The organism is Arcicella gelida (assembly GCF_034931025.1).
GTDB lineage: Bacteria > Bacteroidota > Bacteroidia > Cytophagales > Spirosomataceae > Arcicella > Arcicella gelida.
Genome location: NZ_JAYGIL010000002.1, coordinates 1 through 26571, shown reverse-complemented (window position 1 = coordinate 26571; position 26571 = coordinate 1). Strand labels below are relative to the sequence as shown.

The 26571-nt window shown below is 33.3% G+C and carries 25 protein-coding genes; 15 read left to right on the top strand and 10 right to left on the bottom strand.

Annotated features, from left to right (window positions below):
* Positions 1 to 138: 138 nt before the first annotated feature.
* Positions 139 to 2769 carry a DUF5686 and carboxypeptidase regulatory-like domain-containing protein gene (locus VB776_RS00155; RefSeq protein WP_323324821.1) on the bottom strand — a complete coding sequence of 877 codons (2631 nt, stop codon included), beginning with the start codon at positions 2767 to 2769 and terminating at the stop codon, positions 139 to 141.
* A 169-nt stretch (positions 2770 to 2938) separates the two neighbouring features.
* Between VB776_RS00155 and VB776_RS00150 the strand changes: the two genes are divergently transcribed.
* Positions 2939 to 3883 carry a glucosaminidase domain-containing protein gene (locus VB776_RS00150; RefSeq protein ID WP_323324819.1) on the top strand — a complete coding sequence of 315 codons (945 nt, stop codon included), beginning with the start codon at positions 2939 to 2941 and terminating at the stop codon, positions 3881 to 3883.
* Positions 3884 to 3888: 5 nt separating this feature from the next.
* On the opposite strand, the gene VB776_RS00145 is transcribed toward VB776_RS00150, so the two are convergent.
* The gene (locus tag VB776_RS00145; RefSeq protein WP_323324817.1) at positions 3889 to 4737 is read right to left on the bottom strand and encodes an alpha/beta hydrolase; all 849 of its coding nucleotides are present in this window, start codon (positions 4735 to 4737) and stop codon (positions 3889 to 3891) included.
* Positions 4738 to 4955: 218 nt separating this feature from the next.
* On the opposite strand from VB776_RS00145, the gene VB776_RS00140 reads away from it, so the two are divergent.
* The 6 genes from VB776_RS00140 (at position 4956) to VB776_RS00115 (ending at position 11488) form a co-directional block, all read left to right on the top strand.
* Complete coding sequence (locus tag VB776_RS00140; protein WP_323324815.1) at positions 4956 to 5660, top strand: esterase family protein; 705 nt, start codon at positions 4956 to 4958, stop codon at positions 5658 to 5660.
* A gap of 74 nt (positions 5661 to 5734) precedes the next feature.
* On the top strand, positions 5735 to 6718 hold the full coding sequence (locus VB776_RS00135) for an ATP-grasp domain-containing protein (RefSeq protein WP_323324813.1): 984 nt from the start codon (positions 5735 to 5737) through the stop codon (positions 6716 to 6718).
* Positions 6719 to 6776: 58 nt separating this feature from the next.
* A complete protein-coding gene (locus VB776_RS00130) occupies positions 6777 to 7874 on the top strand; it encodes a carboxylate-amine ligase (RefSeq protein WP_323324811.1) in 1098 nt (365 codons plus the stop codon).
* Between the two features lie 139 nt (positions 7875 to 8013).
* Positions 8014 to 8886 (top strand): type 1 glutamine amidotransferase, encoded by an 873-nt coding sequence (locus VB776_RS00125; RefSeq protein WP_323324809.1) that lies wholly within the window; start codon positions 8014 to 8016, stop codon positions 8884 to 8886.
* Positions 8887 to 8909: 23 nt separating this feature from the next.
* Entirely contained in the window at positions 8910 to 10106 is a 1197-nt protein-coding gene (locus tag VB776_RS00120) for a hypothetical protein (protein ID WP_323324807.1), read from the top strand.
* Between the two features lie 149 nt (positions 10107 to 10255).
* The gene (locus VB776_RS00115; protein WP_323324805.1) at positions 10256 to 11488 is read left to right on the top strand and encodes an exo-beta-N-acetylmuramidase NamZ family protein; all 1233 of its coding nucleotides are present in this window, start codon (positions 10256 to 10258) and stop codon (positions 11486 to 11488) included.
* 5 nt (positions 11489 to 11493) lie between these two features.
* On the opposite strand, the gene VB776_RS00110 is transcribed toward VB776_RS00115, so the two are convergent.
* The 6 genes from VB776_RS00110 to VB776_RS00085 form a co-directional block, all read right to left on the bottom strand.
* Complete coding sequence (locus VB776_RS00110) at positions 11494 to 12045, bottom strand: tetratricopeptide repeat protein (protein ID WP_323324803.1); 552 nt, start codon at positions 12043 to 12045, stop codon at positions 11494 to 11496.
* Between the two features lie 5 nt (positions 12046 to 12050).
* Complete coding sequence (locus VB776_RS00105) at positions 12051 to 12404, bottom strand: MmcQ/YjbR family DNA-binding protein (RefSeq protein WP_323324801.1); 354 nt, start codon at positions 12402 to 12404, stop codon at positions 12051 to 12053.
* Between the two features lie 53 nt (positions 12405 to 12457).
* Positions 12458 to 12646, bottom strand: a complete 189-nt coding sequence (locus tag VB776_RS00100) for a DUF6728 family protein (RefSeq protein WP_323324799.1) — start codon at positions 12644 to 12646, stop codon at positions 12458 to 12460.
* 126 nt (positions 12647 to 12772) lie between these two features.
* Complete coding sequence (gene ispG, locus VB776_RS00095; protein ID WP_323324797.1) at positions 12773 to 14803, bottom strand: (E)-4-hydroxy-3-methylbut-2-enyl-diphosphate synthase; 2031 nt, start codon at positions 14801 to 14803, stop codon at positions 12773 to 12775.
* Positions 14804 to 15058: 255 nt separating this feature from the next.
* Positions 15059 to 15763, bottom strand: coding sequence for a GTP cyclohydrolase I FolE (gene folE / locus VB776_RS00090; protein ID WP_323324795.1), 705 nt, complete (start codon positions 15761 to 15763; stop codon positions 15059 to 15061).
* The gene (locus tag VB776_RS00085; protein ID WP_323324793.1) at positions 15723 to 16142 is read right to left on the bottom strand and encodes a 6-pyruvoyl trahydropterin synthase family protein; all 420 of its coding nucleotides are present in this window, start codon (positions 16140 to 16142) and stop codon (positions 15723 to 15725) included. Before VB776_RS00085 ends, folE begins: the two co-directional genes overlap by 41 nt.
* Positions 16143 to 16606: 464 nt before the next feature.
* On the opposite strand from VB776_RS00085, the gene VB776_RS00080 reads away from it, so the two are divergent.
* The 8 genes from VB776_RS00080 to VB776_RS00045 all read left to right on the top strand — a co-directional run bounded on the left by VB776_RS00080 (position 16607) and on the right by VB776_RS00045 (position 24492).
* Complete coding sequence (locus VB776_RS00080; protein ID WP_323324791.1) at positions 16607 to 17959, top strand: Gfo/Idh/MocA family protein; 1353 nt, start codon at positions 16607 to 16609, stop codon at positions 17957 to 17959.
* Positions 17960 to 18316: 357 nt separating this feature from the next.
* Positions 18317 to 19393 carry a GHMP family kinase ATP-binding protein gene (locus VB776_RS00075; RefSeq protein ID WP_323324789.1) on the top strand — a complete coding sequence of 359 codons (1077 nt, stop codon included), beginning with the start codon at positions 18317 to 18319 and terminating at the stop codon, positions 19391 to 19393.
* A 27-nt stretch (positions 19394 to 19420) separates the two neighbouring features.
* On the top strand, positions 19421 to 20281 hold the full coding sequence (locus VB776_RS00070) for a sugar phosphate nucleotidyltransferase (RefSeq protein WP_323324787.1): 861 nt from the start codon (positions 19421 to 19423) through the stop codon (positions 20279 to 20281).
* A 443-nt stretch (positions 20282 to 20724) separates the two neighbouring features.
* A complete protein-coding gene (locus VB776_RS00065; RefSeq protein ID WP_323324785.1) occupies positions 20725 to 21042 on the top strand; it encodes a hypothetical protein in 318 nt (105 codons plus the stop codon).
* A gap of 145 nt (positions 21043 to 21187) precedes the next feature.
* Positions 21188 to 21445, top strand: coding sequence for a hypothetical protein (locus tag VB776_RS00060; RefSeq protein WP_323324783.1), 258 nt, complete (start codon positions 21188 to 21190; stop codon positions 21443 to 21445).
* Positions 21446 to 21605: 160 nt separating this feature from the next.
* Positions 21606 to 22508, top strand: coding sequence for a carboxypeptidase-like regulatory domain-containing protein (locus VB776_RS00055; RefSeq protein ID WP_323324781.1), 903 nt, complete (start codon positions 21606 to 21608; stop codon positions 22506 to 22508).
* Between the two features lie 275 nt (positions 22509 to 22783).
* Positions 22784 to 23443, top strand: coding sequence for a hypothetical protein (locus VB776_RS00050; protein WP_323324779.1), 660 nt, complete (start codon positions 22784 to 22786; stop codon positions 23441 to 23443).
* Positions 23443 to 24492, top strand: coding sequence for a histidine kinase (locus VB776_RS00045; RefSeq protein ID WP_323324777.1), 1050 nt, complete (start codon positions 23443 to 23445; stop codon positions 24490 to 24492). The genes VB776_RS00050 and VB776_RS00045 overlap by 1 nt, the downstream gene beginning before the upstream one ends.
* 285 nt (positions 24493 to 24777) lie before the next feature.
* Here VB776_RS00045 and VB776_RS00040 read toward each other — a convergent pair whose 3' ends face one another.
* Together VB776_RS00040 and VB776_RS00035 are read right to left on the bottom strand one after the other, a co-directional pair.
* Positions 24778 to 26280, bottom strand: coding sequence for a S10 family peptidase (locus VB776_RS00040; RefSeq protein ID WP_323324775.1), 1503 nt, complete (start codon positions 26278 to 26280; stop codon positions 24778 to 24780).
* A 102-nt stretch (positions 26281 to 26382) separates the two neighbouring features.
* Positions 26383 to 26571: hypothetical protein (locus tag VB776_RS00035; protein WP_407653768.1), on the bottom strand; the 189-nt coding region annotated here is incomplete at its 5' end.

Below are 26571 nucleotides of genomic sequence, written 5' to 3'. Positions count from 1 at the left end.
TGTAATTTACTAATACTAATCATCCCGAATTTTAGCAATAAAAAAGCGGTCAAAATTAGTTTTTTGACCGCTTTTTGAGGTTTTACTATTTGCAATACTTCATGTTGAATCTCAAAGCTCTTTACTCATCGCTGACAACTATCTATTAAACTTAATTCTCAATACAGTAGCATCATATTTCCCATTCACAAAATTACCAACTACTTCTAATCCAAATAATTTTCCAAGCCCCAACAAGCCATAACCAACTTCTAAGTATTCAAATTGCTGATTAGGTACTTTTAAATAATTCGCAAAGATTGATTCTTTCAACCCGTAAATTCTTAAAGGAGTAATTTGTGTCAGCAATAATTTATTAAAATCTTGTTGAGCAAACACTTCTAAATAATTGCCAGTAGTGCTGTGCAAGTAATAATCTAAATTTCTGTAAGCATCAAATCTAAAAGAACGAAGAATAGTTTGATTTCCATTAAAATGACGATAATCGATAAAATAGGTTGGCTTTTGTAAGTATCCGCCATAATTGGCAAGGATATGTAAATTTCCTAATTTCTCTAAATCAAAAAACTGTTCATAAGAACCTTGTAAACGAGAAAATTTACTTTCTGTCAATAAACCATTGGTTGATTTTACTCTGAAAATAGGATTCCCTTCATTGATTGTGTATTCTCTGTCATTGAACTTGCGTTTCTTCGCAAAAGGTCTCCAGGCAATAATTCCTTCTGCCAAAAAGCTTTTGTGCGTATTGAAAGCAGTATTAGTCAATTCAGTATTTGTGGGATTGTTCGGACTGAAATCTCTATCTTTTACATCAATCCAAGGCTTGAAAGTACTTAGGTTTTCTAAAGCCTTCCTTTCAGCATATTCTCCACTTGCTACGATTGTTATTTTTTCAGAAAGTCGATTTCTGTATTCAGCACTGATATAATCTTTCTGGTAAATTTTCTGATAGTTTCTCTCAGCCAACATTGTATAAATGGTATTTGCGGGCGTAGAAATAGGATTTTCGTTATTAAATTGTTGAATATATCTACCCGTTTTGATTTCGATGGTATGTTGATTTTTTAGATAATAATATCCAAGATTCCAGTTTAAAGCTTTTCTGCCCAAAGCGTATCTTAAATCTCCATAAAAGGATTCTCTTCTGGTTAGTTTTTCACGAATGTCGTATCTCAAAGAACCTTGTAGGAAATATCCATCAACGGTATTCACAAAATCTAAAGCAGGAAGCTGATTTAGTGGAGAACTATAAGTAAGAGATTTCTGATGAAAACCGAATAGATTATCTCTTTTACCATAATTATAAGTTTTGCCAAAAATCAAATGAGAAAATTTGAAAGCGGGTAGATTTCTAACCGAATCTTTTTTGAATTGGTCTTCATTAGTTGTTGCGATGCTATCAGCCTGAGCGTAGCCTTTTATTTCCAAAGGAGTGAGAGGTATTTGTCTTTCTTCATTCCAGAAATCAGCATTTCTTTTATTATGAAGACTATCAATTTCAATGTTATAAGAACGAACCAAATCAACATCTTCGCCCTTTTTCTTTCTATCTTTTTTGTCTTCTTTTTCAGCTTCTTTCAAGAATTTATTCAGTTGTTTTCGAGTTACTTGTTTTTGGCTGAGTGCGATTTTACTATTTACTTTTTCACCTTTCAAAGACTTTGCTTCGGCTTTATCAATTTTCTCGTCAATTACAACTGGTCTTTGATGATATTTTTCATTTACTGTCACCGTATAATTTCTAACGTTGGTTACATAATTAAAGAATCCCTTGAAACCAAAAGCATCAAAATCTGAACGGAAAGTATAATTAATAGGCAACCAAATTTCTTTGTTGGGTGCATAAATCATTTTTACGGTGTTTGAAGTATTATCATCGCTAAAGCGTAAATCTAAACTATGGATGTACCAAGAATCTTCGATGATGTTGATAATTCCCTCAAACACATTTCCATCTCTTGATTTAGGTGTTACTCTTATTTTATTAACAGTTTGTCCATTTTCAGTAAAAAAACCTTCGTATTTGAATTTATAATACGCTAATGCCACAGGAGAGAGTGGCGAAATCATATCGCCAAAAGGTTTTGGTTGATAGAAATTTGTCCGAGAAACAGGAATGAAGTTTGTACCTTGGCTTTGTAATTGCTTCGGTAAATTATTTCTGGTAGAAACTACTTTTTCCTTCACTACTGAAGGTTGTTTAACAGTAATATCATTAATTGATTCCAGTACATAAACTTGTCCGATTTTCAAACCAGATTCTTTTTCAATCTTTTTTCCTGCGATAGCCTTCATCAAAGCAGATACTTCGCTTACTTGTCCAGTGCCTTTTACATAAGTTCTAGCAGAAAATTCGTTAATTTCAAGAATTTTGAAACGTGCCATCGAAATGGCTTTTCGCATAATAGTATAAGCTGGGTCTTCGCTTTTTGCAGAAAACTCTACTTCTTTTAGACTGATGGATTGCTCTTCTAAAACGGCATCAATATTAATAATTTCATTGGCAACGGTTACTTTCTTTTCAAGTGTTTTATGCCCTAAAAATTGGAAGATGATGGTGTATGTGCCAGCGGGTAAAGTAAGTTCGTACTTGCCATCTTCATTTGCCATTGTGCCTTTACCAGATTCTTTAATAATGATTGAAGCAAAGGAAAGTAATTCATTTTTAGTATTTTTAACGGTTCCTTTGATACCTGCACTCCATGCAAAGGAGCAGAAAAAGAGCGAAATGAATAAAGTAGTCGAGAGGTTTTTAATAAACTTGTTCATAATCAGCAATTTGAGGTGAATTAATTATATTATAAAAATGCAAGTTAAAAGAAAAGCTTGGCTAAGGTATAAAATGCTTTCTTAAAAAATCTTAAATCCTTGTTTTATCGTAGTTAACCTCAGAATTATTAAAATGTTATTTTATGGGTTGATTTTAAATTTAAAAATAATGCGTACAAAAATCTTAGTTTATACTTCATTGAGTTTATTATTGGGTTTATTGATACAAAGCTGTCATCGGCATACAATAGTGAAGTACGCTAACGAAAATAGCGATTTCAAGGTAAATTATAAAGACGTTGTAAACCTTGGCGATTCTGCTCAATTTCAGTTTCAAGCCTTTGAAAAATTAAACCAAGTAAAAGTGCTTTACGACGATATTTTGTTAGGAACTGCCAAGTTTGTCAATAAAAAGGCAATTATAAAAATTAAATTTTCTACCAAAGGAGAAAAAGAATTGGTTTTTATTGGGGAGAAAGATGGGAACAAGCAAACGAAAAAAATCAAAGGTTTAGTTGTGGTGGTGATTCCTCAAAAGAGTATTCCAACGACGGTGGCAAAAAAGTCTGTTGTGAAAAGTAAAAAAGTAGTAAAACCAACTAAACCTGTAATTTCGGATGCACAAATTTTTATCAATGAAATTTCATTATACCTTGTTGAACGTTGCAAAAAGAATAATCTTCCGACCAGTGTTGTCATTGCGATGGCAGCTTTAGAAAGTGGTTACGGAAAAAGTGAATTAGCAATGAATGCGAATAACTTTTTTGGCTTGAAAGATTGGACTAAAGACCCCACGCAAGCTTATCAATATACCCGACAAGCTTATGCTGGTGAAGTAGGAAATTGGTACAAAAAATTCAATTCAAGAGAAGAGTGTTTTGATTTCTTTATGGAAGAACTTTTGATGCACAAAACTGGAAAATGGCGAAATGATTATTCGCCAGCAGTTAAGACTTATCAAGAAAACATGAAAAAGGGGATGGAAGAAGCGGAGGCAGTCGAAAAATTTATGGGACATTTAGTTGATTTAGGTTACACAACGCTTCCAAAATCGCAATACATCAGTCGTTTAAAAAAAATCATCAATACTTATCATATTGATGATTTAGACTAAAGATTTTACACGCCGATTGCCCAAGTAAGAAATTCAGGCATTACTTTACTCCAAGTTTGTTGATTATGCTCACCGCCTTCTACTTGTCTGTAAACGATGTCTTTGTTTTTTTGATAACCGTGTTTTTCTAATTCTTTCATCAAATCTAAAGTATCGTCGATGGCGTCAATAATACCATTATGATTTCTATCTGAAGTTTCATCATTTGTACCAGCTTCAAACCAAAATTGTTGATTTTGATGATAATTCCCTTTTCTGACGATATTGTGAATAATTCTATCATTTTCGTCGGTATATCCATCTTCTTCAGATTTTTGTCGCCACCACAAAGCACCTGAAAATACCCCTACTTTGGTAAATACTTTTGGTGAATTCCAAGCAATATCCATCGCCGAAAGTCCACCCAAAGAAAAGCCTGCCATCACTTTATTTTCAGGAGAAACTAAAAAAGTATTTTCTAAATAAGGTAACAATTCTTTCAAAACGAAGTTTGAATGTTGATGAGCTTTATTTCCTCTATTTTTATAATCTGCTTGCGAAGCTGTTCCATATTCTTGCAATCTTTCTTCGTTGGCATGAATTCCTACACAAAGAATCGGAGAAATTTTGTTTTCATCGCTTAATGAAGCAATCCATTGTTTGATTTTTAAAGATTCAAAATCTTGTCCATCGTTAAAAATTACAAGTTGAAGTAAATTATTTTTTTTAGGATATATCAAAGTGAGCTTAACTGTTCTATTCAAATAGCCAGAATAAATATTATCCTCAATTTGAATGATTTCAGGGGAAGTATTTTGTGAATATATCGTCATTTCAGGATTACCAATTTTAGGATTATTCTCGAAAATAAACAAATTGTTAAATATTTCACAGAGAAATTATTCTAATTTTTGTTTTGAAAGTTAAAAACAGTTTCTATTTTAGAGTAAAGATTCTACATAAAGATGGAAATCTTTGTAAAATGCCGAAGTAGAGATAATTTTTGACAAATGGTAATTTTACAGCTATATGAAAATACTCTAAATCTAGCTGTGAATATTTTTTAACATCATGCAAAACCCTCACCATCAAAATGCAAGAACGTTATATCAAGTATTATTCTCATCATCTCGGAGCAGATAATGAATTATTGATTTTTGGCAATTGGGGCTATCCAGTAATCGTTTTCCCTACCACTATGGGACGATACTATGAAGCAAAAGATTTTAAACTGATAGAATCGGCAAGAAGGCAAATAGAAGAGGGAAAAGTAAAAATTTATTGTCCAGACAGTATCGACAAATACTCTTGGTATGGCAAGCATCTGCACCCTTCAGAGCGTATTCAAAACCATATTTATTATGATCAATATTTGAATGAGGAATTGATTCCTGCTATCATGCGTGAATGCAATACTTCAAAAGTAGCGGTTGCGGGTTGTAGTTTTGGTGGTTTTCATGCTGCAAATTTTGCTTTTCGTCATCCTGATAAAGTTTCTCATCTTTTTACGATGGGAGCTGCTTTTGATATTCGCTCATTTTTAAATGGCTTTTACAACGAAAACGTATATTTCAATAATCCGCCTGATTATTTACCTAATGCAACTCAAGCTGATTTATGGCAAATGAACATCGTTTTAGGAACTTGTAATGCAGATTTTTGTAAACCTGAAACAGAGCGTCTTTCTAAAATTTTGAGTAATAAGAAAATCAATCATTGGTTAGATATTCGTTGGCATGGCACACACGATTGGGATATTTGGCGAGAAATGTTTCCAGAATATTTAAACAGAATTTAATTAATAATTATCAGAGTGATGAAATCGCTCAACTAATTTCATTCATCAAACCTGTAAAATTGAATTTAAACATTATGAAAAAAATTGGTATCCTTCACGGAATGGAATCTTCCTTTCCAGAAGCGTTTGTGGAAAGAGTCAATCAAATTGCACCTACGGGCATTATGGCAGAGCGAATGGTGGTAGAAAAAGTAATACAAGGGGAATCTAGCGGATATGATGTAATTATCGACCGTATTTCTCAAGATGTTCCTTTTTATAGAGCGATGCTTAAAAATACAGCCCTGACAGGAACAGCAGTTATCAACAATCCTTTCTGGTGGTCGGCTGATGAGAAGTTTTTCAATAATGCCTTGGCATTGAGTGTGGGTGTTCCAGTTCCTAAAACAGTATTATTACCTTCCAAAGAACGCCCGACAGATACCGCTGAATCTTCATTTAGAAACCTGAAATTTCCTTTACCTTGGGGTGAAATGTTTGATTATATCGGTTTCCCAGCTTATATGAAACCGCATTCTGGCGGAGGCTGGAAAAGTGTTTATAAAGTAAGAAATCCAGATGAATTATTTTCAGCTTACGACGAAACCGACCAATTGGTGATGCTTTTGCAAGAAGAAATTACTTTTACTGATTACTTCCGTTGCTATTGTATTGGTGGAAAAGAAGTAAGAATAATGCCTTATGAACCCAGAAATCCACATCATTTACGCTATGTTGCTGATATGCCTTCTGGACCAGCCGCCAAGAAATTATTGGCAACGGTGAAAGATTATGTAATTCGATTAAATAAAGCACTTGGCTATGATTTCAATACCGTTGAATTTGCGATAAAAGATGGAATTCCTTATGCCATTGATTTTTGTAATCCTGCTCCAGATGCAGATATTAATTCTGTAGGGCAAGAAAACTTTGATTGGGTAGTAGAAACTGCTGCAAAAGTTGCGATTGACCGTGCTAAAAAGCATAAACCTGGTAAAGACAATCTTACTTGGGGAACATTTCTCACTTCGTCGATTGCAGGAAGTCTAAGAACAAGCATCATTGAAAGCAAAAAATAATCATGTTGAAGAAGGGAATCATTGTGATTCCCTTTAAAGCCCTTAAACCTTCTAAATTATGCCATTATTTACCATTGGAATTGAAGAGGAGTTTCAAACAATTGACCCCGTAACCCGTGAATTGCGCTCGCACATGAGTAAGATTGTTGAGGGTGGTCAGATTATCCTACAAGAAAGAGTAAAAGCAGAAATGCACCAAGCTGTTGTGGAGGTTGGAACGAATATTTGTCATAATATTCAAGAGGCAAGGGCTGAAGTAACCGAATTAAGACGACATATTATTGACCTCGCAGACCAAAATAACCTTCTAGTCGCTGCCGCAGGAACACACCCATTTTCAGATTGGCAAGACCAACTCATTACGCCAAGTCCGCATTATGATTCATTAATTGATGAAATGCGAGATGTGGCTCGTGGAAATTTAATTTTTGGTTTGCACGTTCACGTAGGTATCCAAACCCGTAATGAAGGCATTCAAATTTTAAATGCCGTTCGTTACTTTTTACCACATATTTATGCCCTTTCTACGAATTCACCTTTTTGGTGTGGTAGAAATACAGGTTTTAAATCATATCGTTCGAAAGTATTTGATAAATTTCCAAGAACTGGTATTCCTGAATTTTTTGCTTCTGCCAATGAGTACGACGAATACATTGATTTATTAGTGAAAACAAAATGTATTGATAGTGGCAAGAAAATCTGGTGGGATATTCGTTTACATCCCCATTTTAATACGATTGAATTTAGGATTTGTGATATTCCGATGCGAGTGGATGAAACCATTTGTTTGGCAGCATTAATGCAGGCTTTGGTCGCTAAGATTTATAAATTGATGAAACAAAATCTCAATTTTAGGTCGTATCGTAAAGTACTAATTAACGAAAATAAATGGCGAGCGGCTCGTTACGGAATCCAAGCAAAATTGATTGATTTCGGAAAACAAGAAGAGGTACCATATAGCGATTTATGCGATGAGCTATTAGATTTTGTCGATGATGTACTAGACGAATTAGGTAGCCGTCATGAAGTAGCTTATATCAAAGAAATTCTAAAAAATGGAACTGGTGCCGACCGCCAATTGGCTGTTTTTGATGAAACCAACGATTTGAAAAGTGTGGTAGATTATATCGTTCAGGAAACAAAATTTGGGATTTAAGGTCTTCTAATTCCAATGTTAAATTTATCGTTGTTTTTTGTAATTGATTGATTTAAAGGCTGTTTTTTGTAAATTGCGATGTTTTTATGATTAATTAAAGATTAAATCTTTGATAAATTTCCACATCAACAAATTTACGATGCAAAATATTTCGCTTGAAAAACCACTAAAAATAGCCGTTTTAGATATGTACGACAACGTAGCCGGAGAAGGCATGCGTTGTATCATTAATTTGATAAACGAATTCAAAACACAAAAGAATATTGACGTAATTACGGAGGTTTTTAATGTTCGTGCCAATACTGAAATTCCAAGTTTGGAACACGATATTTATATTTCTTCGGGCGGGCCGGGAAGTCCTCTTCCTTCAGATGAAGCTTGGGAAAAACCTTATTTTGTCTTGATTGATTCAATTTTTGAACATAATAAATCAGAAGAGGTTTCAAGCGGAGAAAGTACTCCTAAATTCCTATTTTTGATTTGCCATTCATTTCAATTAGTGGCTCGTCATTTAGAAATTGGAAAAGTAACCAAACGAAGAAGTACTTCATTTGGTGTTTTTCCAGTGCATCCAATTGACACGACAAATAAAGAAATATTATTTGAAGGTTTGCCAGACCCATTTTTTGTAGTTGATTCTCGTGATTATCAATTGGTTAGTCCGAATTTGAAAATTATTAAAGAATTAGGAGTACAGATTTTACGGATGGAAAAAGAACGTCCGCACATAAATTTAGAGCGTGCCATTATGGCAATTCGTTTTTCAGAAGAAGTATTTGGAACGCAATTTCATCCAGAAGCTGATGCACAAGGAATGTTAAAATTGCTGTTATCTGATGAAAAACGCAAAGCAGTAATAAAAACGCATGGAATTGAGAAGTATAACGACATGATTACAAAGCTTGATGACCCAGATAAAATCATGTTGACAGAATCTATCATCATTCCAACATTTCTTGAAAAAGCCTATTCTACCATTAGTCAACAATTAATTCTGGGGGAAATGGCATAAATTGTTTTAAACTTACTCTTTTTATGCAAAAAGACATTAGAGCTTCATTTAACCAATCTTTTTCTCAAGAAAAATATCAAGATTTTTTAGCAGATTTGAATACAGCGACTCAAGATTCAATAGAATTCAGAGTCGCTGAAACGCCAGTTTTTGTGCCTAAAAGTCTGAAAGATAAGCTTATTAGTACTTGTGAAAGTATTATAGAGGTGATTGCCCAAGACGATTTTAAGGCTAAAACAGAGAAAGCGATTCCTGTTCATCAAAATGTGCCAAATGAAAATAAACATACTTCTTTTTTGGCGATAGATTTTGCTGTTTGTCAAAATGAACAAGGCGAATTTGTTCCTCAATTAATTGAATTACAAGGTTTTCCTTCACTTTTTGGTTTTCAATATTTACTTTCAGAAACTTTTCAAAAGCATTATCAACTTCCTGAAAATTATGATTTTTTATTCAACGATGTTGATAGGAAAGCATATATAAAAGCACTTCATGAATTAATTGTTGGCGATTCAAAACCTAAAAATGTTATTATTTTAGAGATTTATCCTGAAAAACAAAAAACAAGAGTCGATTTTGAAGTAACTGAAAAATTAATTGGTGTAAAAGCCGTTTGTCTTACCAAAATTATCAAAGAAGGGAAAAAGCTTTTTTATATCAATGAAGGTGTAAAAACGCCAATTGATAGAATTTATAATCGTTTGATATTTGATGATTTAACCAACTTTCCTGACTTAAAAACTGATTTTAATTTAACTGATGATGTTGAAGTAGAATGGATTGGACATCCGAATTGGTTTTTCAGAATTAGTAAATATATGATGCCATTTTTGAAAAATCCTTATATTCCTGAATGTAGGTTTCTGAGTGATTACGATGGAGAATTTCCTGAAAATTTAGCAGAATATGTGCTAAAACCTTTATTTTCATTTGCAGGAACAGGCGTGAAAATCAATATTGATAAAAGTGATTTAACATCAATTCCCGACCCTGAAAATTATATTTTGCAGAAAAAGGTTAAATATGAACCTGTGATACAAACAACAGATGGGAGTTCAGTAAAATGTGAAATCAGAATGTTATACATCTGGCAAAAAGACGAAATAAGACCAATTTTATTAAGCAATTTAGCAAGACTTTCAAGAGGAGAAATGATTGGGGTACGCTTCAATAAAGATTTTGATTGGGTGGGAGGAAGTGTTTGCTTTATGGAAAGGTAAGTATTTGGGCTACTTAACCTTGAGAAATAATACATTTCAATTAGCTGGTGAATTAATTCACCAGCTAATTGAAAAAATGAGGAAGTTTAAACTACATAATCTTTTAATAAGACCTAAATATATTTTGTTTTCCAACTTCATCAAAAACTATGAAAATATTTTCAATAATATTCCTTATTTCAACGCTTAATCTTTTTTCAGGGATAGAAATTAATTCCATTCAGAAAGACAACTTTTCTTTGCTATTTAAACCCAAACCTGTTCAAACCGCAGCTGAGCTAACTAATCAATATTTCCCTTATTTAAAAGGTAAGCGGATTGGAATTTTAGCTAATCCAACCAGTATTATTGGTAAAAGACATTTGGTGGATAGTTTATTAGCTTCTGGAATTAATGTGTTAAAAGTATTTGGTCCAGAACATGGTTTTAGAGGAAATGCAAGTGCTGGTGTTAAAATCAACGATGAAAAAGACCCAAGTACTGGCATTAAAGTAATTTCATTGTACGGTTCAAAAAGAAAACCTTCTGCAGATGATTTAAAAGATGTCGATTTAATGATTTTTGATATTCAAGATGTGGGTTGTAGATTTTATACTTATATCAATGTTCTGAGAGATGTAATGGAGGCTTGCGCTGAAAATAACAAAGAATTATTGATTTTAGATAGACCAAACCCAAATGGTTATTTAGTGGATGGACCAATCTTGGATATGCGTTATAAGTCAGGTGTTGGTAAATTTCCGATTCCAATAGCTCACGGAATGACGATTGCAGAATTCGCACAAATGATTAATGGAGAAGGCTGGTTAGCCAATAAAATGATTTGTAAGCTCAAAATCATTCCAGTAAAAAATTATACGCATGATACTCCTTATACTTTGCCCGTAAAACCTTCACCAAATTTGAATACACAACAGAGTGTGATGTTGTATCCAATTACTTGTTTGTTTGAAGGAACGATTATTAGTCAGGGGAGAGGAACTTATTTTCCTTTTACCGTTTTAGGAAGCCCTGCTTTGAAAGGTAAATATGATTTTTCGTTTACGCCCAAAAGTATAAAAGGCATGAGCGAAACACCTTTACATTTGAATCAAGAATGTTTTGGAATAGATTTTAGAAATTTTGATATTGAAGTACTTAGGAAAAGTAAGAGAATTAATATTCAATGGATGATAGATTTTTATCAGGCTTATCCGTTCAAAGATAAATTCTTTGATAAATCACAAAGTGACCAAATGCTTAATATTGATGTTTTAGCAGGAAATGCAACATTTAAGCAGCAAATTATTGAAGGCAAATCAGTGAAAGAAATTCAAGATTCTTGGGAACCTCAATTATCTGAATATAAAGAAATGAGAAAGAAGTATTTAATCTATCGCTGATAGGATTAATACTTCTTTTTTAAATATTCAAATTTTGTTCTAAGTATGTAAGAAGCATCTTCATCACCTAAATCAACAGCTCTGTTGAAATCATTGATGGCATTTTCTATTTGACCGATACAATAACGAGCCATTCCACGCCAACGTAAAGTTTCTGGATTTTCACTTCTGAAATACCAATCTGCTTTATCAAACTCTAAAAAAGCTTTGTCATATTCTTTTAATTGATAAAGTACTTTTCCTTTGATGACGTAGGCTTCTCCAACGGTATTATCAAACGAAATAGATTGTTCGATGTCATACAATGCCGAAAAGTAATTTTTAAGCATGTAGTTTGCTTTGCTTCTATGAAAATAGGCTTTTGAAGATTTTGGGAAGTACTTTAGTTTTTCTGTAAAGAATGCTTGTGCTTCTACAAATTTGCTTTCATGAAGTAACCTTTCGCCTTCTCCTAACTTTTCACGGTCACGAAAGTTAAATAGCTTCTCTTCCAACCAATTGAAAAACATCATGGTCAGCACAAATGGTAGGAAGAAAAATAATAAAATCCATTCCATAACACTTATAAATTTTGAAATTCTGCTTGTACTTTTTTGGGTAAGCTTGAAACCACTAATTGATAAGAATGTTCCGTTAATTCTTTTATTTGTGTTGTTGAAGCAATGTCCGCATTGACGGTATTCCAATGTTTTTTGTTCATGTGATAACCCGGAATAATGTAATGAAATTCTTCACGCAATTGAATTGCTCTATCTGGATCGCATTTAAGATTAATCGTAAACATTTCAGAATCAAGACCTGTCAAGGCAAATATTTTGCCCATTACTTTGTAAACCAAAGTATCTGGTCCGAAAGGTAATTCTTCGGTTACACCTTTCATAGAAAGGCAGAAATCTCTAAATTCTTCAATATTCATGGTATTAAGTATTATAGATTTGACAACTTTCTGAAAGTTGTCAAATCTGTGTATCATCTAAAAAAAGCTCTGTAAATCATTACAATCAAACACATTAAAAACATCAAAATTGATATTTTATTGATGATGTGCATGGTTTTGATGTTAAAATTAGTCGGCTTTGTTGGATCAGGTTTGCTGAATATTCTAAAGAAGTATCCAAAAGCTTCTCCTAATTTAAACTGTTCTTTCAATTTTGACATGGTTGTATTTGTTTATAATTGAATGGCTTTAAGCCATAAGCTTTTTTACTTTCCATGAATAATGATTAAGAAATCGCACAAGAATTACTGCCTTTAATTCATCACTCATAATTCAAAATTCATAACTCAAATATTTGCTGGTTCAAACCAAACACCGTCTTCTTTAATGATTTCTATTAATTCATTAACTGCATTATCAGCATGAACAGATTTTTTTACTACGTTTTGTCCACGATACAATGCGATTTTGTCTTTCCCAACACCAACATAACCATAGTCTGCATCAGCCATTTCGCCTGGACCATTTACGATACAACCCATAATGCCTATTTTTACTCCTTTCAAATGTTCTGTTCTTTTACGAATTAAGGCAGTGGTTTCTTGCAAATCGAAAAGTGTTCTTCCACACGAAGGACAAGAGATATATTCAGTCTTACTCATACGTGTACGAGCAGCCTGTAAAATACCAAAAGCTGTTGAATTGTAACTTTTTGATTTAGCGATTAGTTCAGCTTTTTCTGATAAATCTGGTAATTTTAGTAAGATTCCATCACCAAAACCATCAATCAATAATCCTCCACAATCGGTTGCAGAAAATAATTGAAAATCACTTTCTGGTAGATTTTCATATTTTCTTAAAATCACTGCTGGTGTTGTAATTTCTTGGTTTATCAATTCAAAAAATAAACGACGCAATGCTGGCATGGCGTGTTCATTACTTGTTTCTACCACTAATACTAATCTTTTGTCTGTTTTTATTGTTTGAATTAATTCCTCCGTCAAATCTGTTAAACTGATACTTAAAAAGTTTAACGTTTCATGTTTTTCTGTGTTAGCTTGATAAGCTTCAATATTGAATAATGGAAATTTATTCACTTTATCGCTTTGTTCTGCCCAAACTGATGCGTCTAAAATTTCTTTTAAACCCATTGGGAGCATATATTTAGCAGGATTTTTAGCAGTATAAATATAATCTGCACCCAAATCATTCATCGTCCATTTATCTGGCAAAGGCAAATAAAAATGACCAATCGTCTTTAAATCTTCATGTTCTGAAACTTCAATTTGTGAATAATCTGCAATGACTCTTGGCACATTATGTCCGCCAAAATTTGCTACTTCATGCGTACTTCTTCTGAAATACTGGAATGGGTTAATAGGAGAATCGAAGGAGTTGTGAGTTATGAGTTGTGAGTGCTGAATGAAATTGGGAATAATTGTTGATTTTTCTTTTCTGTTTGAATATCTATCAATCAAAGCTTTGGCTACTGGTGCTTCAAATTCAGGATCTTCTGTTAGAGAAACCCTAACAGTATCGCCCAAACCATCTTCTAATAAAGTACCAATGCCAACGGCTGATTTTATTCTTCCGTCTTCGCCTTCACCTGCTTCGGTTACGCCCAAATGTAATGGATATGCTTTTAAACCTTCTTCATTCAGTTTTTTACATAATAATCTGTAAGCTTCCACCATTACTTGGGTATTTGAAGCTTTCATTGAAAGTACGATATTGAAGTAATTTTCGTCTTCGCAGATTCTTAAAAACTCTAAAGCCGATTCTACCATTCCTAGCGGAGTATCGCCATATCTACTTAAAATTCTATCACTCAAAGAACCATGATTTGTACCAATTCGCATGGCAGTGCCATACTCTTTACAGATATTTACCAAAGGCAAAAACTTATCTCTGATTCTATCTAATTCTACTTGATAACCAATTTCTGTATAATCTATCGTTTCGAAACGTTTTTTATCAGCATAATTTCCGGGATTGATTCTTACTTTTTCTACCAACCTTGCTGCTAATTCTGCTGCATTGGGCGTAAAGTGAATATCTGCCACTAATGGAACGCTATAACCTCTTACTCTTAATTCTTTACGGATATTATCTAAATTTTGAGCTTCTTTGACAGATGGTGCAGTAATACGTACATATTCACAACCAGATTCAACCATTCTAATGGTCTGTTCAACTGAGCCTATTGTATCTAAAGTATCAATGGTTGTCATTGATTGTACTCTGATAGGATAATGAGAACCCATTGGTACATCGCCAACATTGACAGTAATCGTTTTTCTACGAGAATATTCAGTTAAAGAATTGGCATAACGATTGCCATTTTCAATCAGGTTATTTAAAGTTTGAGTAGTTGACATGGATTTGTGAATTGTTCAATGCAAAGATAAGTGATTCTATCATTGAATTATAGTTTGCATAAAAAAGCCCGATATACTTAAAACGTTTATCGGGGCTGAATGTTCTTTAATTTTTGCATAAAAACTAAATGTAAAGCGAATTGTATTTAGCTTTATTGAATTTCAGCTAAACCTAAAAAAAGCTTTTCAAGCTACTCTTAAAACAAAAAATCCACTCAAAAACTGAATGGATTTTTGTTAAACCAATTATTTGATTTATGCTGTGATGTATTTCAAGAATTCAGCTTTTGTAGCTTCTTCTGCGAATTTACCGCCATAAAAACTTGTTATGGTTGATGAAGTATCATCTTTTACGCCTCTTGAAGCAACACAAAGATGTTTGGCATCAATCATAATGGCTACGTCTTCAGTTCCTAAAAGCTTTTGTAATTCTTTGGCAATTTGCATCGTAAGTCTTTCTTGGACTTGTGGACGCTTCGCAAAGTGCTGAACAATTCGGTTTAATTTAGATAAACCAATTACTTGTCCGTTTGCAATATAGGCAACGTGTGCTTTTCCGAATATTGGTACAAAGTGATGTTCGCAATTCGAGTAAAATGAAATGTTTTTTTCTACCAACATTTCATTGTATTGATATTTATTCTCAAACAGAGCAACTGAAGGCATATTTTTAGGGTCAAGACCACTGAAAATTTCCTTTACATACATTTTTGCTACTCTTTTAGGTGTACCTTTTAATGAATCATCCGTCAAATCAAGACCCAATGTTTCCATGATTTGTTTGAAATGGTATTCAATCTGAGCCATTTTCTCTTCATCGCTCATATCAAAAGCATCTTCACGCATGGGAGTATCCACCGATGTCATGATATGCTCATCACCGATTTCATCATCCGTAAACCTAATCTTATTATTGTTATCAACTAACAGGGTATTCAACAAAGTTTCGTTCGGTTTCATATAGTCTAATTTTAAGGTCAAAATTTGAGTTGATTTTGGTTTTTAGTTTGTCATGAATCACAATTGCGATATTTTCAGCAGATGGATTGAGGTCTTTAAATTCCTCTGTGTCCAGATTTAAGTTCTTATGATCAAATCTATCGAGGATTTCTACCTTAATAAGTTCGCTTAATACTTTCATATCAATCACATAACCCGTCTCAGCATCTATTTCTCCCGTTACTTGTACAATTAGTTCATAATTATGACCGTGATAATTGAAATTATTACATTTTCCATAGACACGTTCATTTTTTTCATCCGACCAATTCGGATTATTCAGTCGGTGTGCAGCATTAAAATGCTCTTTTCTAAACACCGACACTCTTTTTGGCATCATGTTTTTGTTGATTAAATAAATTTCAACTTTTGAATGGGTGAAAAAGTATCACAAATCATTTAAAAGTTGGAGACAATTATGCGGAATTTAGTCTCAAAGTTTAAAAGCCGTCTGAAAGGTTGTCAGCAACACTATTAAACTAAATCAGCGTTTATCTTACTCACTACTATCAACACGTTGAATAAAAGTTTTGTTTAAGTAATTTATAAAATAATTAAACAAATGTATTTGTGTGTTGAGTTATCATGCTTCATCATTAAGAAAAACAAAATTAATCAGTAATCAATTACTTATTGAGGATGATTTGACAAATAATATCTGTTAAACTTAATTGATGTAAGAAAATATGGTTCTTTTTCTCAAAATATTTTCTTAGGTTACAACATAATTTCAGCTATCTAGGTTCAAAAAACTAGAATAGATGTCAAATAATTATCTGTTAATGAATTCATCAAACTCCAACTATGCAAAGACGTCAATTTATTCAATCCACTGCGCTGGCTAGTACTGCTGCTCTTACAATTCCTAATTTTATTTTCGGTGCTAAACAAGAAGAAAAAAAGGTTCGCCTTGGGTTTATTGGTGTTGGACTTCGTGGAAGAAATCATCTCGAAATGGCAATGTACCGTGACGACGTTGAAATCAACGCTATTTGTGATATAGACCCAAATGCTATTGCTATTTCTTTGAAAATGATAAAAGATAAAGGAAGAAAAGAACCTGCAGTTTATCAAAAAAATGACCGTGACTTTGAAAACATGGTTAAAAGAGATGATTTAGACGGTATTATTATCGCTACGCCTTGGGAATGGCACGTTCCGATGTCGCTTGCTACGATGAAGGCTGGAAAATATGCTGGTGTTGAAGTGTCGGCGACGGTTACTTTGCAAGAATCTTGGGATTTGGTGAATACTTTCGAGAAAACAGGTTCGCATTGTATGATTCTGGAAAATGTTTGTTATCGTCGTGATGTGTTGGCGGTCTTAAACATGGTGCGTCAGAATCTTTTTGGCGAATTAATTCACTTGCAATGTGGCTACCAACATGATTTAAGAGGGGTAAAATTCAATGATGGTAAGCAAGCTTATGGTGGAGGAGTAGAATTTGGCGAAAAAGGTTTCTCAGAAGCAAAATGGCGAACTCAACACTCAGTTGATAGAAATGGAGATGTCTATCCGACGCACGGATTAGGCCCAGTGGCAGAAATGATTGATATTAACCGTGGAAATAGATTCCTTTCGCTTACTTCAACTGCTACAAAAGCAAGAGGTTTGCATGATTATATCGTTAAAAAAGGCGGAGCCGACCATCCAAATGCCAAAGTAAAATTCAAATTAGGTGATGTGGTAACAACAGTTATAAAATGTGCCAACGGAGAAAGTATTTTAATTACACATGATACCAATTTACCTCGTCCATACTCACTTGGTTTCAGAGTACAAGGCACAGAAGGTATCTGGACAGAAGATAACAAATCGATTTACTTAGAAAGTTTAGCCAAAAACCACGACCGTTGGGAGCCATTCAAAGAATATCAAGATAAATACGACCATCCACTTTGGAAAGCCCACGCCAAAGATGCAGAAAACGCTGGTCATGGCGGAATTGATTATTTTGTGTTAAGAGCTTTTGTAGAATCTATCAAAAGAAAGGTAGCACCACCGATTGATGTATATGATGCAGCGGTTTGGTCAGCAATTAGTCCATTATCAGAGCTTTCAATCGCTAAAAACTCCGCTTCAGTAGAAATTCCAGACTTTACCAGAGGGAAATGGAAAACCAATAAACGTATTTTTGGATTAACGGATGAGTATTAGATTCTAATTTGAAAATTTGGTAATTTGAAGATTTGAAAATGGGTTTAAGTGTTTTTTTTATCCATTGACAATAGGAGATATTCTAAGTTTAGAACCTCATCCCCCAGCCCCTTCTCCTGTAGAGAAGGGGAGTGGTTGGAGGGTTTTGATGTTGATTATCAAGTGCTTATAGTAATGTTTCTTCAAATTTATTTCACCTTAGCTAAAAGGAATGACTTTGGTACTGAAAGCTCCCCTCTCTGACGAAGAGGGGCTGGGGGTGAGGTCTTTTCACGCAAATAATTTCAAATTTTCAAATCAAAAAACCTCACTTTCAAATCAATTCACTATTTTTGCAGTAATTAATTACCGACATTAATGAGTAATAAAATTAAAGTATCAACACCAGGAAGAATTTGTCTTTTTGGCGAACATCAAGATTATCTAGGATTACCTGTAATTGCCGCAGCTATTTCTAAAAGAGTAAGTATTACTGGAGAAAATAGAAATGATGGAAAGGCAATTATACATTTACCCGATATAGAGGAGGAAATCAGTTTCGAAATCTATCCAGAATTACCTTATTTACACAAAAGAGATTATTTTCGTTCGGCTTTGAATATTTTACAAAGACAAGGCTATACTTTTAAAAAAGGTTTAGAATGTACTGTTCAAGGAAATATTCCCATTAATTCAGGAACATCAAGTTCTTCTGCATTATTAGCCAACTGGATTCATTTTTTATCAAGAATAGCTGATGAACCTAATCCGCTTACTGCTAACGAAATAGCGGAAATTGCTTATAGAGCCGAAGTCGTAGAGTTTAATGAAGCAGGAGGGATGATGGATCATTATTCAACCGCAGTTGGAAATGTTATTTATCTGGAATCAACGCCAGTAATTAAGGTTGAGACCCTAAAACCAACATTTGGAAGCTTTGTTTTAGGAGATTCTTTAGAACCAAAAGATACAGTAGGTATTTTAAAAAGAGTAAAATATGGTGTTTTAGAAGCTGTAGAAAAAATTAAAATAGCTTATCCTGATTTTTCTTTATTTAGCGTTCAGCAAGAAGACACGAAAGAATTTGCCTCTTTGATTACCAAAGAAGAATTAGATTTAATCAAAGCCAATATTGATAATAGAGAGATTTTGATTGAAGCATTGGCATTGTTAAAGGCTAAAACATTGAATCATCAAAGATTTGGTGAATTATTAAATCAACATCAGTTAAATTTACAAGCATTATTAAAAATATCAACTCCTAAAATTGATAGGATGTTAGCAGCAGCAAAAGCATCAGGAGCATTTGGAGGTAAAATAAATGGTTCTGGTGGTGGTGGATGTATGTTTGTATATGCACCAGAAAACCCTGAAGAAGTTGCTAAAAGTATTGAAAATGAAGGAGGTAAGGCTTATGTCATTCAAATCGACGAAGGCACAAGTTTTGACAATTAACCAAACCAGCAAAACAAAAATCTTTAAATGGCAAAATTATTAATCATGGCGGGCGGTATGTCGTCAAGAATGAAAAAAGCAGAAGGCAATGAAACCTTAGATTCTACATTGATTGAACAAGCAAATACACTTCCGAAAGGAATGATTGGTGTAGGAAAAGATGGTCGCCCATTTATGGATTATTTAATTTATAACGCACATCGTGCAGGTTATACAGAAGTTTTGATTTTAAAGAACCCTAAAGACCACGTTACCAAACCTTATTACGATCAATTGGTTGCTGAAAACAAGGCTTGGGGAATTACTTTTAAATATGCTACTCAGCAAATTGCTCCCGACCGTGAGAAACCCGCTGGTACTGCCGACGCCATTCAACAAGCTTTAGAGCAAACACCTGAATGGAAAGGAGAAAGATTTACTGTTTGCAATTCAGATAATCTTTATTCTGTAAAAGTACTTACTTTATTAAGAGAAAACCCTGTACAAAATGCAGTAGTATCTTATGAAAGTATCGCTTTGGGCGTAGCCCCAGAAAGAGTAAAAGCATTTGCTGTGATTAAAGCCGATGAAGAAGGCTATTTGGTAGAAATCATTGAGAAACCAAATGATGAACAGATAGAATCTGCTAGAGATAAAAACGGAAAGATTGGTGTAAACATGAATGTATTTCATTTTAATTATGATGATATTCTGGAATATGTTAGTAAAGAGCCTTTTAATCCAGTACGTAACGAACGTGAATTACCAAGTGCCGTAATGAAGATGGCTAGAGAAAATCAGAAAAAAGTAATTACTGTTCCCGTTGAAGAAAACGTGCCAGATTTAACATCAAAAGGAGATATTACCATTGTTCAGCGGTATTTAGTAGAGGAATTCGGAGATTTTTAATTGTGAATACTACTAAAAAAATTAGAACCATTAAAAGTAATTAGAATAACATAGCAAGCATTATCTCTTATCAATAACCTGTTGTAACTATTACCCTTCTCGTGCTGAGGAGGGTATTTTTTTGTTGTCAATACAACCTCATCCCCAGCTCTTCTCCTGTTGAGAAGGGAGTTTTTTAAACACCAAAGTCTGCTCCCCTTCTCTACAAGAGAAGGGGCTGGGGGATGAGGTTGTTTTCTTCCTGAAATCCCCTCACAAGATTTACCGTTTAATAAGTTTTCTGAGTATTACTTTGAGTTTACCTTTCTATTAATTAAGTTTGAAATAGATGAAAAATAAATGATAATCCAACAGAATTTATACCTTAAAAAGAGAATGTTAAAAGCCTATATAACGACTCAATAAAGCCCAATGATTGAGAAAAATTACATCAAAACAATCTTGTGAAGCCCGCTAATGATGAAGCAAGAGCGGGAAATAAACTTGCGAAGCCCGCTGATAGTGAAGCAAAAGCGGGAAATAAACTTGCGAAGCCCGCTAATGATGAAGCAAAAGCGGGAAATAATCTTGTGATGCCCGCTAATGATGAAGCAAAGGCGGGAAATAAACTTGCGAAGCCCACTAGTGATGAAGCAAGAGCGGGAAGTAATCTTGTGAAGCTCGCTAATGATAAAGCAAAGGCGGGAGGTAAACTTGCGAAGTCCGCTAATAATGGAGCAAAGCATCAAATGATTGTGCAAAGACGGGAAAATATTTTGTGAAGCCCTCAAATGATTTTGAAATGATGAGAAAATATTTTGTGGAGTCCTCAGATGATTTTGAAATGATGGGAAAATATTTTGTGAGTCCTCAGATGATTTTGAAATGATGGGAAAATATTTTGTGAGTCCCTCAAATGATTGTGCAATGATGAGAAAATATTTTGTGAATCCCTCAGATGATTGTGCAAAGACGGGAAAATATTTTGTGAAGCACTCAGATGATTTTGAAATGATGGGAAAATATTTTGTGAAGCTCTCAGATGGTTGTGAAATGATGGGAAAATATTTTGTGAAGCCCTCAAATGATTTTGTAATGAGTAAAGAATATTCTGCTAAACCACCTAATAACTATGCAAAACCCAATTTAAAATCTATTAATGGAAAGCTTTATTTAGAATTTTAGAGCTAATGTGATACAACAGTTTTACCTTTTAATGAGATAGACAGGCTACATAAAGAAAAGAAGGGATTAAAGGAAATTAACGCTACAATATTTTAAAAAAGATAAATAAACAATAACAATAAACACTACAATTTTTTTTAACATTTAAACCCCATTTCTTATGACCTCGTTACAAGAATCCAAACTAAGTATGTACCAAAGCGTACAACTGTTGTGTGCAAACAATCCTACAATTACCGCAGGCAACGCTGCCTTTACAGAAGGACTCAACGAATTAAATGCTAAAATTAGCGACATCCTCAATTTTGTCTCCACAGATATAAAGCATACCAGTGGCATTACAAATGACAAAACGGTAATCAAACACAATCTTTGCACTGTTGCTTCCGAAATCGCAGGATTTGTTTTTGCTTATGCCAATGTTGTTAAAAATGAGGTATTAAAACAGGAGGTAAATTATACTTACAATGAGCTTAGGAGGCTCAGAGAAGATTTAATTATCCCAACTGTTAAAATTATCTTCAATGCCACACAGGCAAATTTAGCCTCTTTGGGCAGTTATGGCATAGATGCCACCAAATTACAAGAATTTGCCGATGCTATGAGTGCTTATACCAATGCTTTGCCCTCAACAAAAATGACAAAATCAGAAAAATCAAGTGTGGTTATTTCACTTAATAATCTCTTTAAGGAAACCGATGAGCTATTAAAGAACCGATTAGATAAATTGTTGGCATTTTTTACCAAAGCACATCCTGAGTTTGTAAATGCTTACAAAAGTATCCGACATGTAGATGCTCCGACCAAAACAACTACACAAATTAAAGGAAATATCAGTGCAGCAAAAGACGGAACAGTCATACAAGGTGTCAAGATTACCCTTACAGGCAAAACAACCTACTCAGCCACAAGCGACGACGAAGGAAACTTCAACTTCAAGCCCATTAGTTACGGCAAATATCAAGTAAACGTACAAGCAACAGGTTATCAAAGCCACACAGAACAGAATTACCTAGTAAAAAGAGGGGTTGTGAATAAGCTTTTGGTAGTGCTGAAAGAGTAAATTTATAATTTGTTTATAGAACCTTTCCAATGGCTGGCGATTTTTATTGTTGGCTATTGGAGAGTGTATTGTTTTATCTTTTGGTAATTGTTGTTTTTTATAAATGGTTTATTATTAGTTGATTAAGCTTTTGTTTTTACCGTAAAATAAAAAAGTAAAAAGTTTTTTAAGAAAAATTTTGATTTGCAGTTGAGAAAGGAGTGTTTTGTGAAACATTAACATATTCCCAGAAAACAATTTTGTTTAATGTTAGTATGTTTTAAAATAAAATAATAATGTTTTTTCAAATTAAAATGGATACTTCTAATTTTTGGACAGTTAATTGGTATTATTTAGTAGCATTATCAGCAACTTTTGTAAGTATAACAATTGCTTATAAAAATTATAAAAAAAAACCTCAGGAGAAGAAAGATGATGGAAATTTTAGTAATAATAGCTTTAATAACAGTTCGACATTTTCAAATAAAACTAATGTTCCTGTAAATATTACAAACATCATAAATAATAACGAAAAACAACATAATGGTTCTTTGAACTCAAATAATAGTGATGAGAATATGAAAGCAACAACAAAAATATTATTTATTGATGATAATCACACTGAATACAAAATTGTTTCAATTCTCAAAAAGGCAGGATGGATATTTACCAAATCTGTTAAAGATATAAACAATTTAGATGTTGCAATCGTCAGAGAAAGCGATATAATTTTTGTTGATATTAATGGTGTTGGGTTAGAATTGTTTGAAGATCAAGGTCTGGGTTTAGCATCTGCACTAAAAAAGAAATATCCAAAAAAGAAAATTGTAATTTATTCCGCTGAAACTACAGGCGATAGATTCCATCAAGCTTTAAGAGAAGTTGATCATTGTTTACCAAAAAATGCTGATGCTTATCAATTTATAAACCTAATAGAAAATTTAATGAAAGTCTAATGAAAAAACATTACTCAATTACTTCTCATGACAATGAGTTGATAAGCGATAACCTTGGTATTGAATGCAAAGAGTGTTACTTAAATTGTAACTCTAGAGGTAGTCTTGTTCAAAATTGTCCTAAATATGGTGGAATTAGACGTCAAGGTAAAGTAGTAAATAACAACGGAATAACTTTTTTATGTGATGAAACAAAAACTACTAAGTTATTTAGAGATAAATTAGAAGGTTTATCTTATGCTTTTTATGATTTACTTATACCAAGAAAGCAATTTGAAATAGAAGCTAAACAGATAGAACAACAGCGTGTTAATAGACTCATACATAATTTAACATCGCTTAATGCACATAATATTCAAGAAATAGATGATTTTATTCCACAAGAATTACTTGGAACCAATTATCAAAGATTATTAGAATTTATTCAAGTAGAAATTAAGAAGAATATCAAGAATACAGCAACTATGTTTTTGCGTATAGCAAAACATAACGTACACATGAAAACTGAATTTTCTATTTATAAAAAATTAGATAGATTAGATGCTGCTCTTGAATTTACTCTACATCCAATAAGAAAAGTAATTCTGAATGTTTTGCATACCTTTTTTGTAGATTTTACAAATCAAAATATTTATGTGAATGTATCTTCATTTAATGAAAGAGTACTTATAGATTATGAAAGCATACAAGTTGCATTATATCATTTAATTGAAAATGCTTCAAAATATACTATGTCAAATACTAGTGTAGAAATAAGCTTTGAAGAAATTGTTAATGAAATAGAAGTACATTTTAAAATGAAAAGTTTATATGTGGATAATGATGAGGTTGAGAAAATCTTCATAGAAGGATACTCTGGAAAAGCTGCTAAAGAGTATAAATTAAATGGAGATGGTATTGGAATGTGGCAAATAAACAGAATGATGAAACTCAATAATGGAAAAGTTCAGTTTATAAACGGACAAGATATTGAAAATGTTAGAGATAAAAAATTTGCAGACAATAAAATAATTTTAACATTCAAGAAAAAAATGTATAATTCTGATTAATGGTTTTATTTGTTTGTCATTATAAGAAAGGTATACTGAATGTGTTATTTCATCCTTTTAGGGTTTTCCAAACAACATTTCTAATCTTTTCACCAGTTCATAGTTTTAGGTTAAAAAGCAATTATTGGAGTTTGTGATTTGCAAAGAAGGTTTAATTTATTACTATAATCCTTTCATCCCTTCGGGATTGGAAAATTAAAAACAATACAATCCTTTAAATGAAAGGATTGCTTACTAAAAAATTAAAAAGCCTTGACAAATATCTCTGTCAAGGCTTTTTAATTTTTACTTTAAAGTCTCATCATAAAACTCATCGGCTTCTTTTTTCAGTTTTATCAACGAAGCTTTGTGAATATACATCATGTGTCCAGATTCAAAGTAAGTAAACTTAACGTTTTTACGTTGTTCTGGTCGCAATCCCATGTGTGAAACTACATATTCTGCCGCAAAATATGGCGTTGCCAAATCGTAATAAGCCGAAGGAATCCATACTTTTAAATAAGGGTTTTTTGCCATCGCTTGTCTCAAGGTTTCTGCTACATTTAAGTACTTGTTTTGTACATTATTATAATTCCAAGGTTGCACACGTCCCGTCAACATTAAATAAGCCAAATCATTTTCATATTTCAACTCCTGACGTAAATAGTTGTTAACAGTCGTAGAATAAGGACCAGAGATGGTAGCATCTAAACTTGGGTCGAATTCATAGCGTTCACCAACATTATCATAGTCAATACCAGTAAAACGACCGTCCAAACGTCCAGCAGTTTTGCCTTCATCACGCAATAATTCCTTAGTGAATCGGCTAATTTCAATACGAAGGTTCGCATTTTTAATAAAAGTTTCTGAAATACCCGTAAGCTTACTTAGTTTCTGTACAATCTTCTGTTTTTCATCTTCTGGTAACAAATCACCTTTCATTAAAGCCGTAGCATATTCATTTAAGGCAAAACTTTCTGCTTCACGCAAGGTTTTTTGTAAGTCACCTTGATATTCTTTAGCGATTTTCTTGTGATACCAAGCCATTGCGGTATAAGTCGGCACATAAAGAATGTTCGGTAAATCATTTCCTTTATCAAAAAGAATGGTTTGAAAATTCAATACCGAAGAAATCAAAGAAATACCATTGATATACATATTGAATTTATCTTGTAAGTAACCAGAAAGTCCCGCTGAGCGAGTAGTACCATAACTTTCGCCAGCCAAAAACTTAGGAGACGACCAACGACCGTACTTTACAGTATATAATCTGATGAATTCACCAACAGATTCAATGTCTTCTACATAACCTAAAAACTGTTTTGGGTCTTCACCTTGCACAGCACGGCTGTAACCCGTATTAATTGGGTCGATAAATACCAAATCAGTTTTATCTAACCAAGAATATTCGTTATTAATGTACTTATAAGGAGGAGCTAAAGCATCGCCTTTGTCGGACATCAAAATTCTTTTAGGGCCAATCGCACCCATGTGCAACCAAACCGAAGCAGAACCCGGCCCACCATTGAAAGTATAAGTAACAGGTCGTTTTGTAATATCAGTAATGCCATCTTTGGTATATGCAATAAAGAATACATTGCCTTTTGCCTTGCCAGCTTCATCTTTTAAAACCATATAACCCGTAGTGGCAGTATATGAAATTGTTTGACCATTAATAACCGTTTGATGTTTAGTAATAACTGGAGCAGGAGGAGGGAGAAGGGGAGTATTAAGTTTTGATTCAGTCTTTTCTTGGGCAAAAGAACTGATGGAACAGAGTATTAATAAAAGTAAGAAATGTTTTTTCATTGATTTGTTAGTTAAATGATGATGAATGAATTGTAATTTTGTTAACTGTTATCAGTTAATCGTTATCCGTTATTTGTTTAAATCTATTCTTGTCTAAATAATTCAAAGAATTTCAAAAAAACTTGAATTTACTCGAACTAATTTTCTAAGAATTAGCTTCATTTTAACCGATAACCGATAACCGATAACCGATAACCGATAACCGATAACCGATAACCGATAACCGATAACCGATAACCGATAACCGATAACCGATAACCGATAACCGATAACCGATAACCGATAACCGAT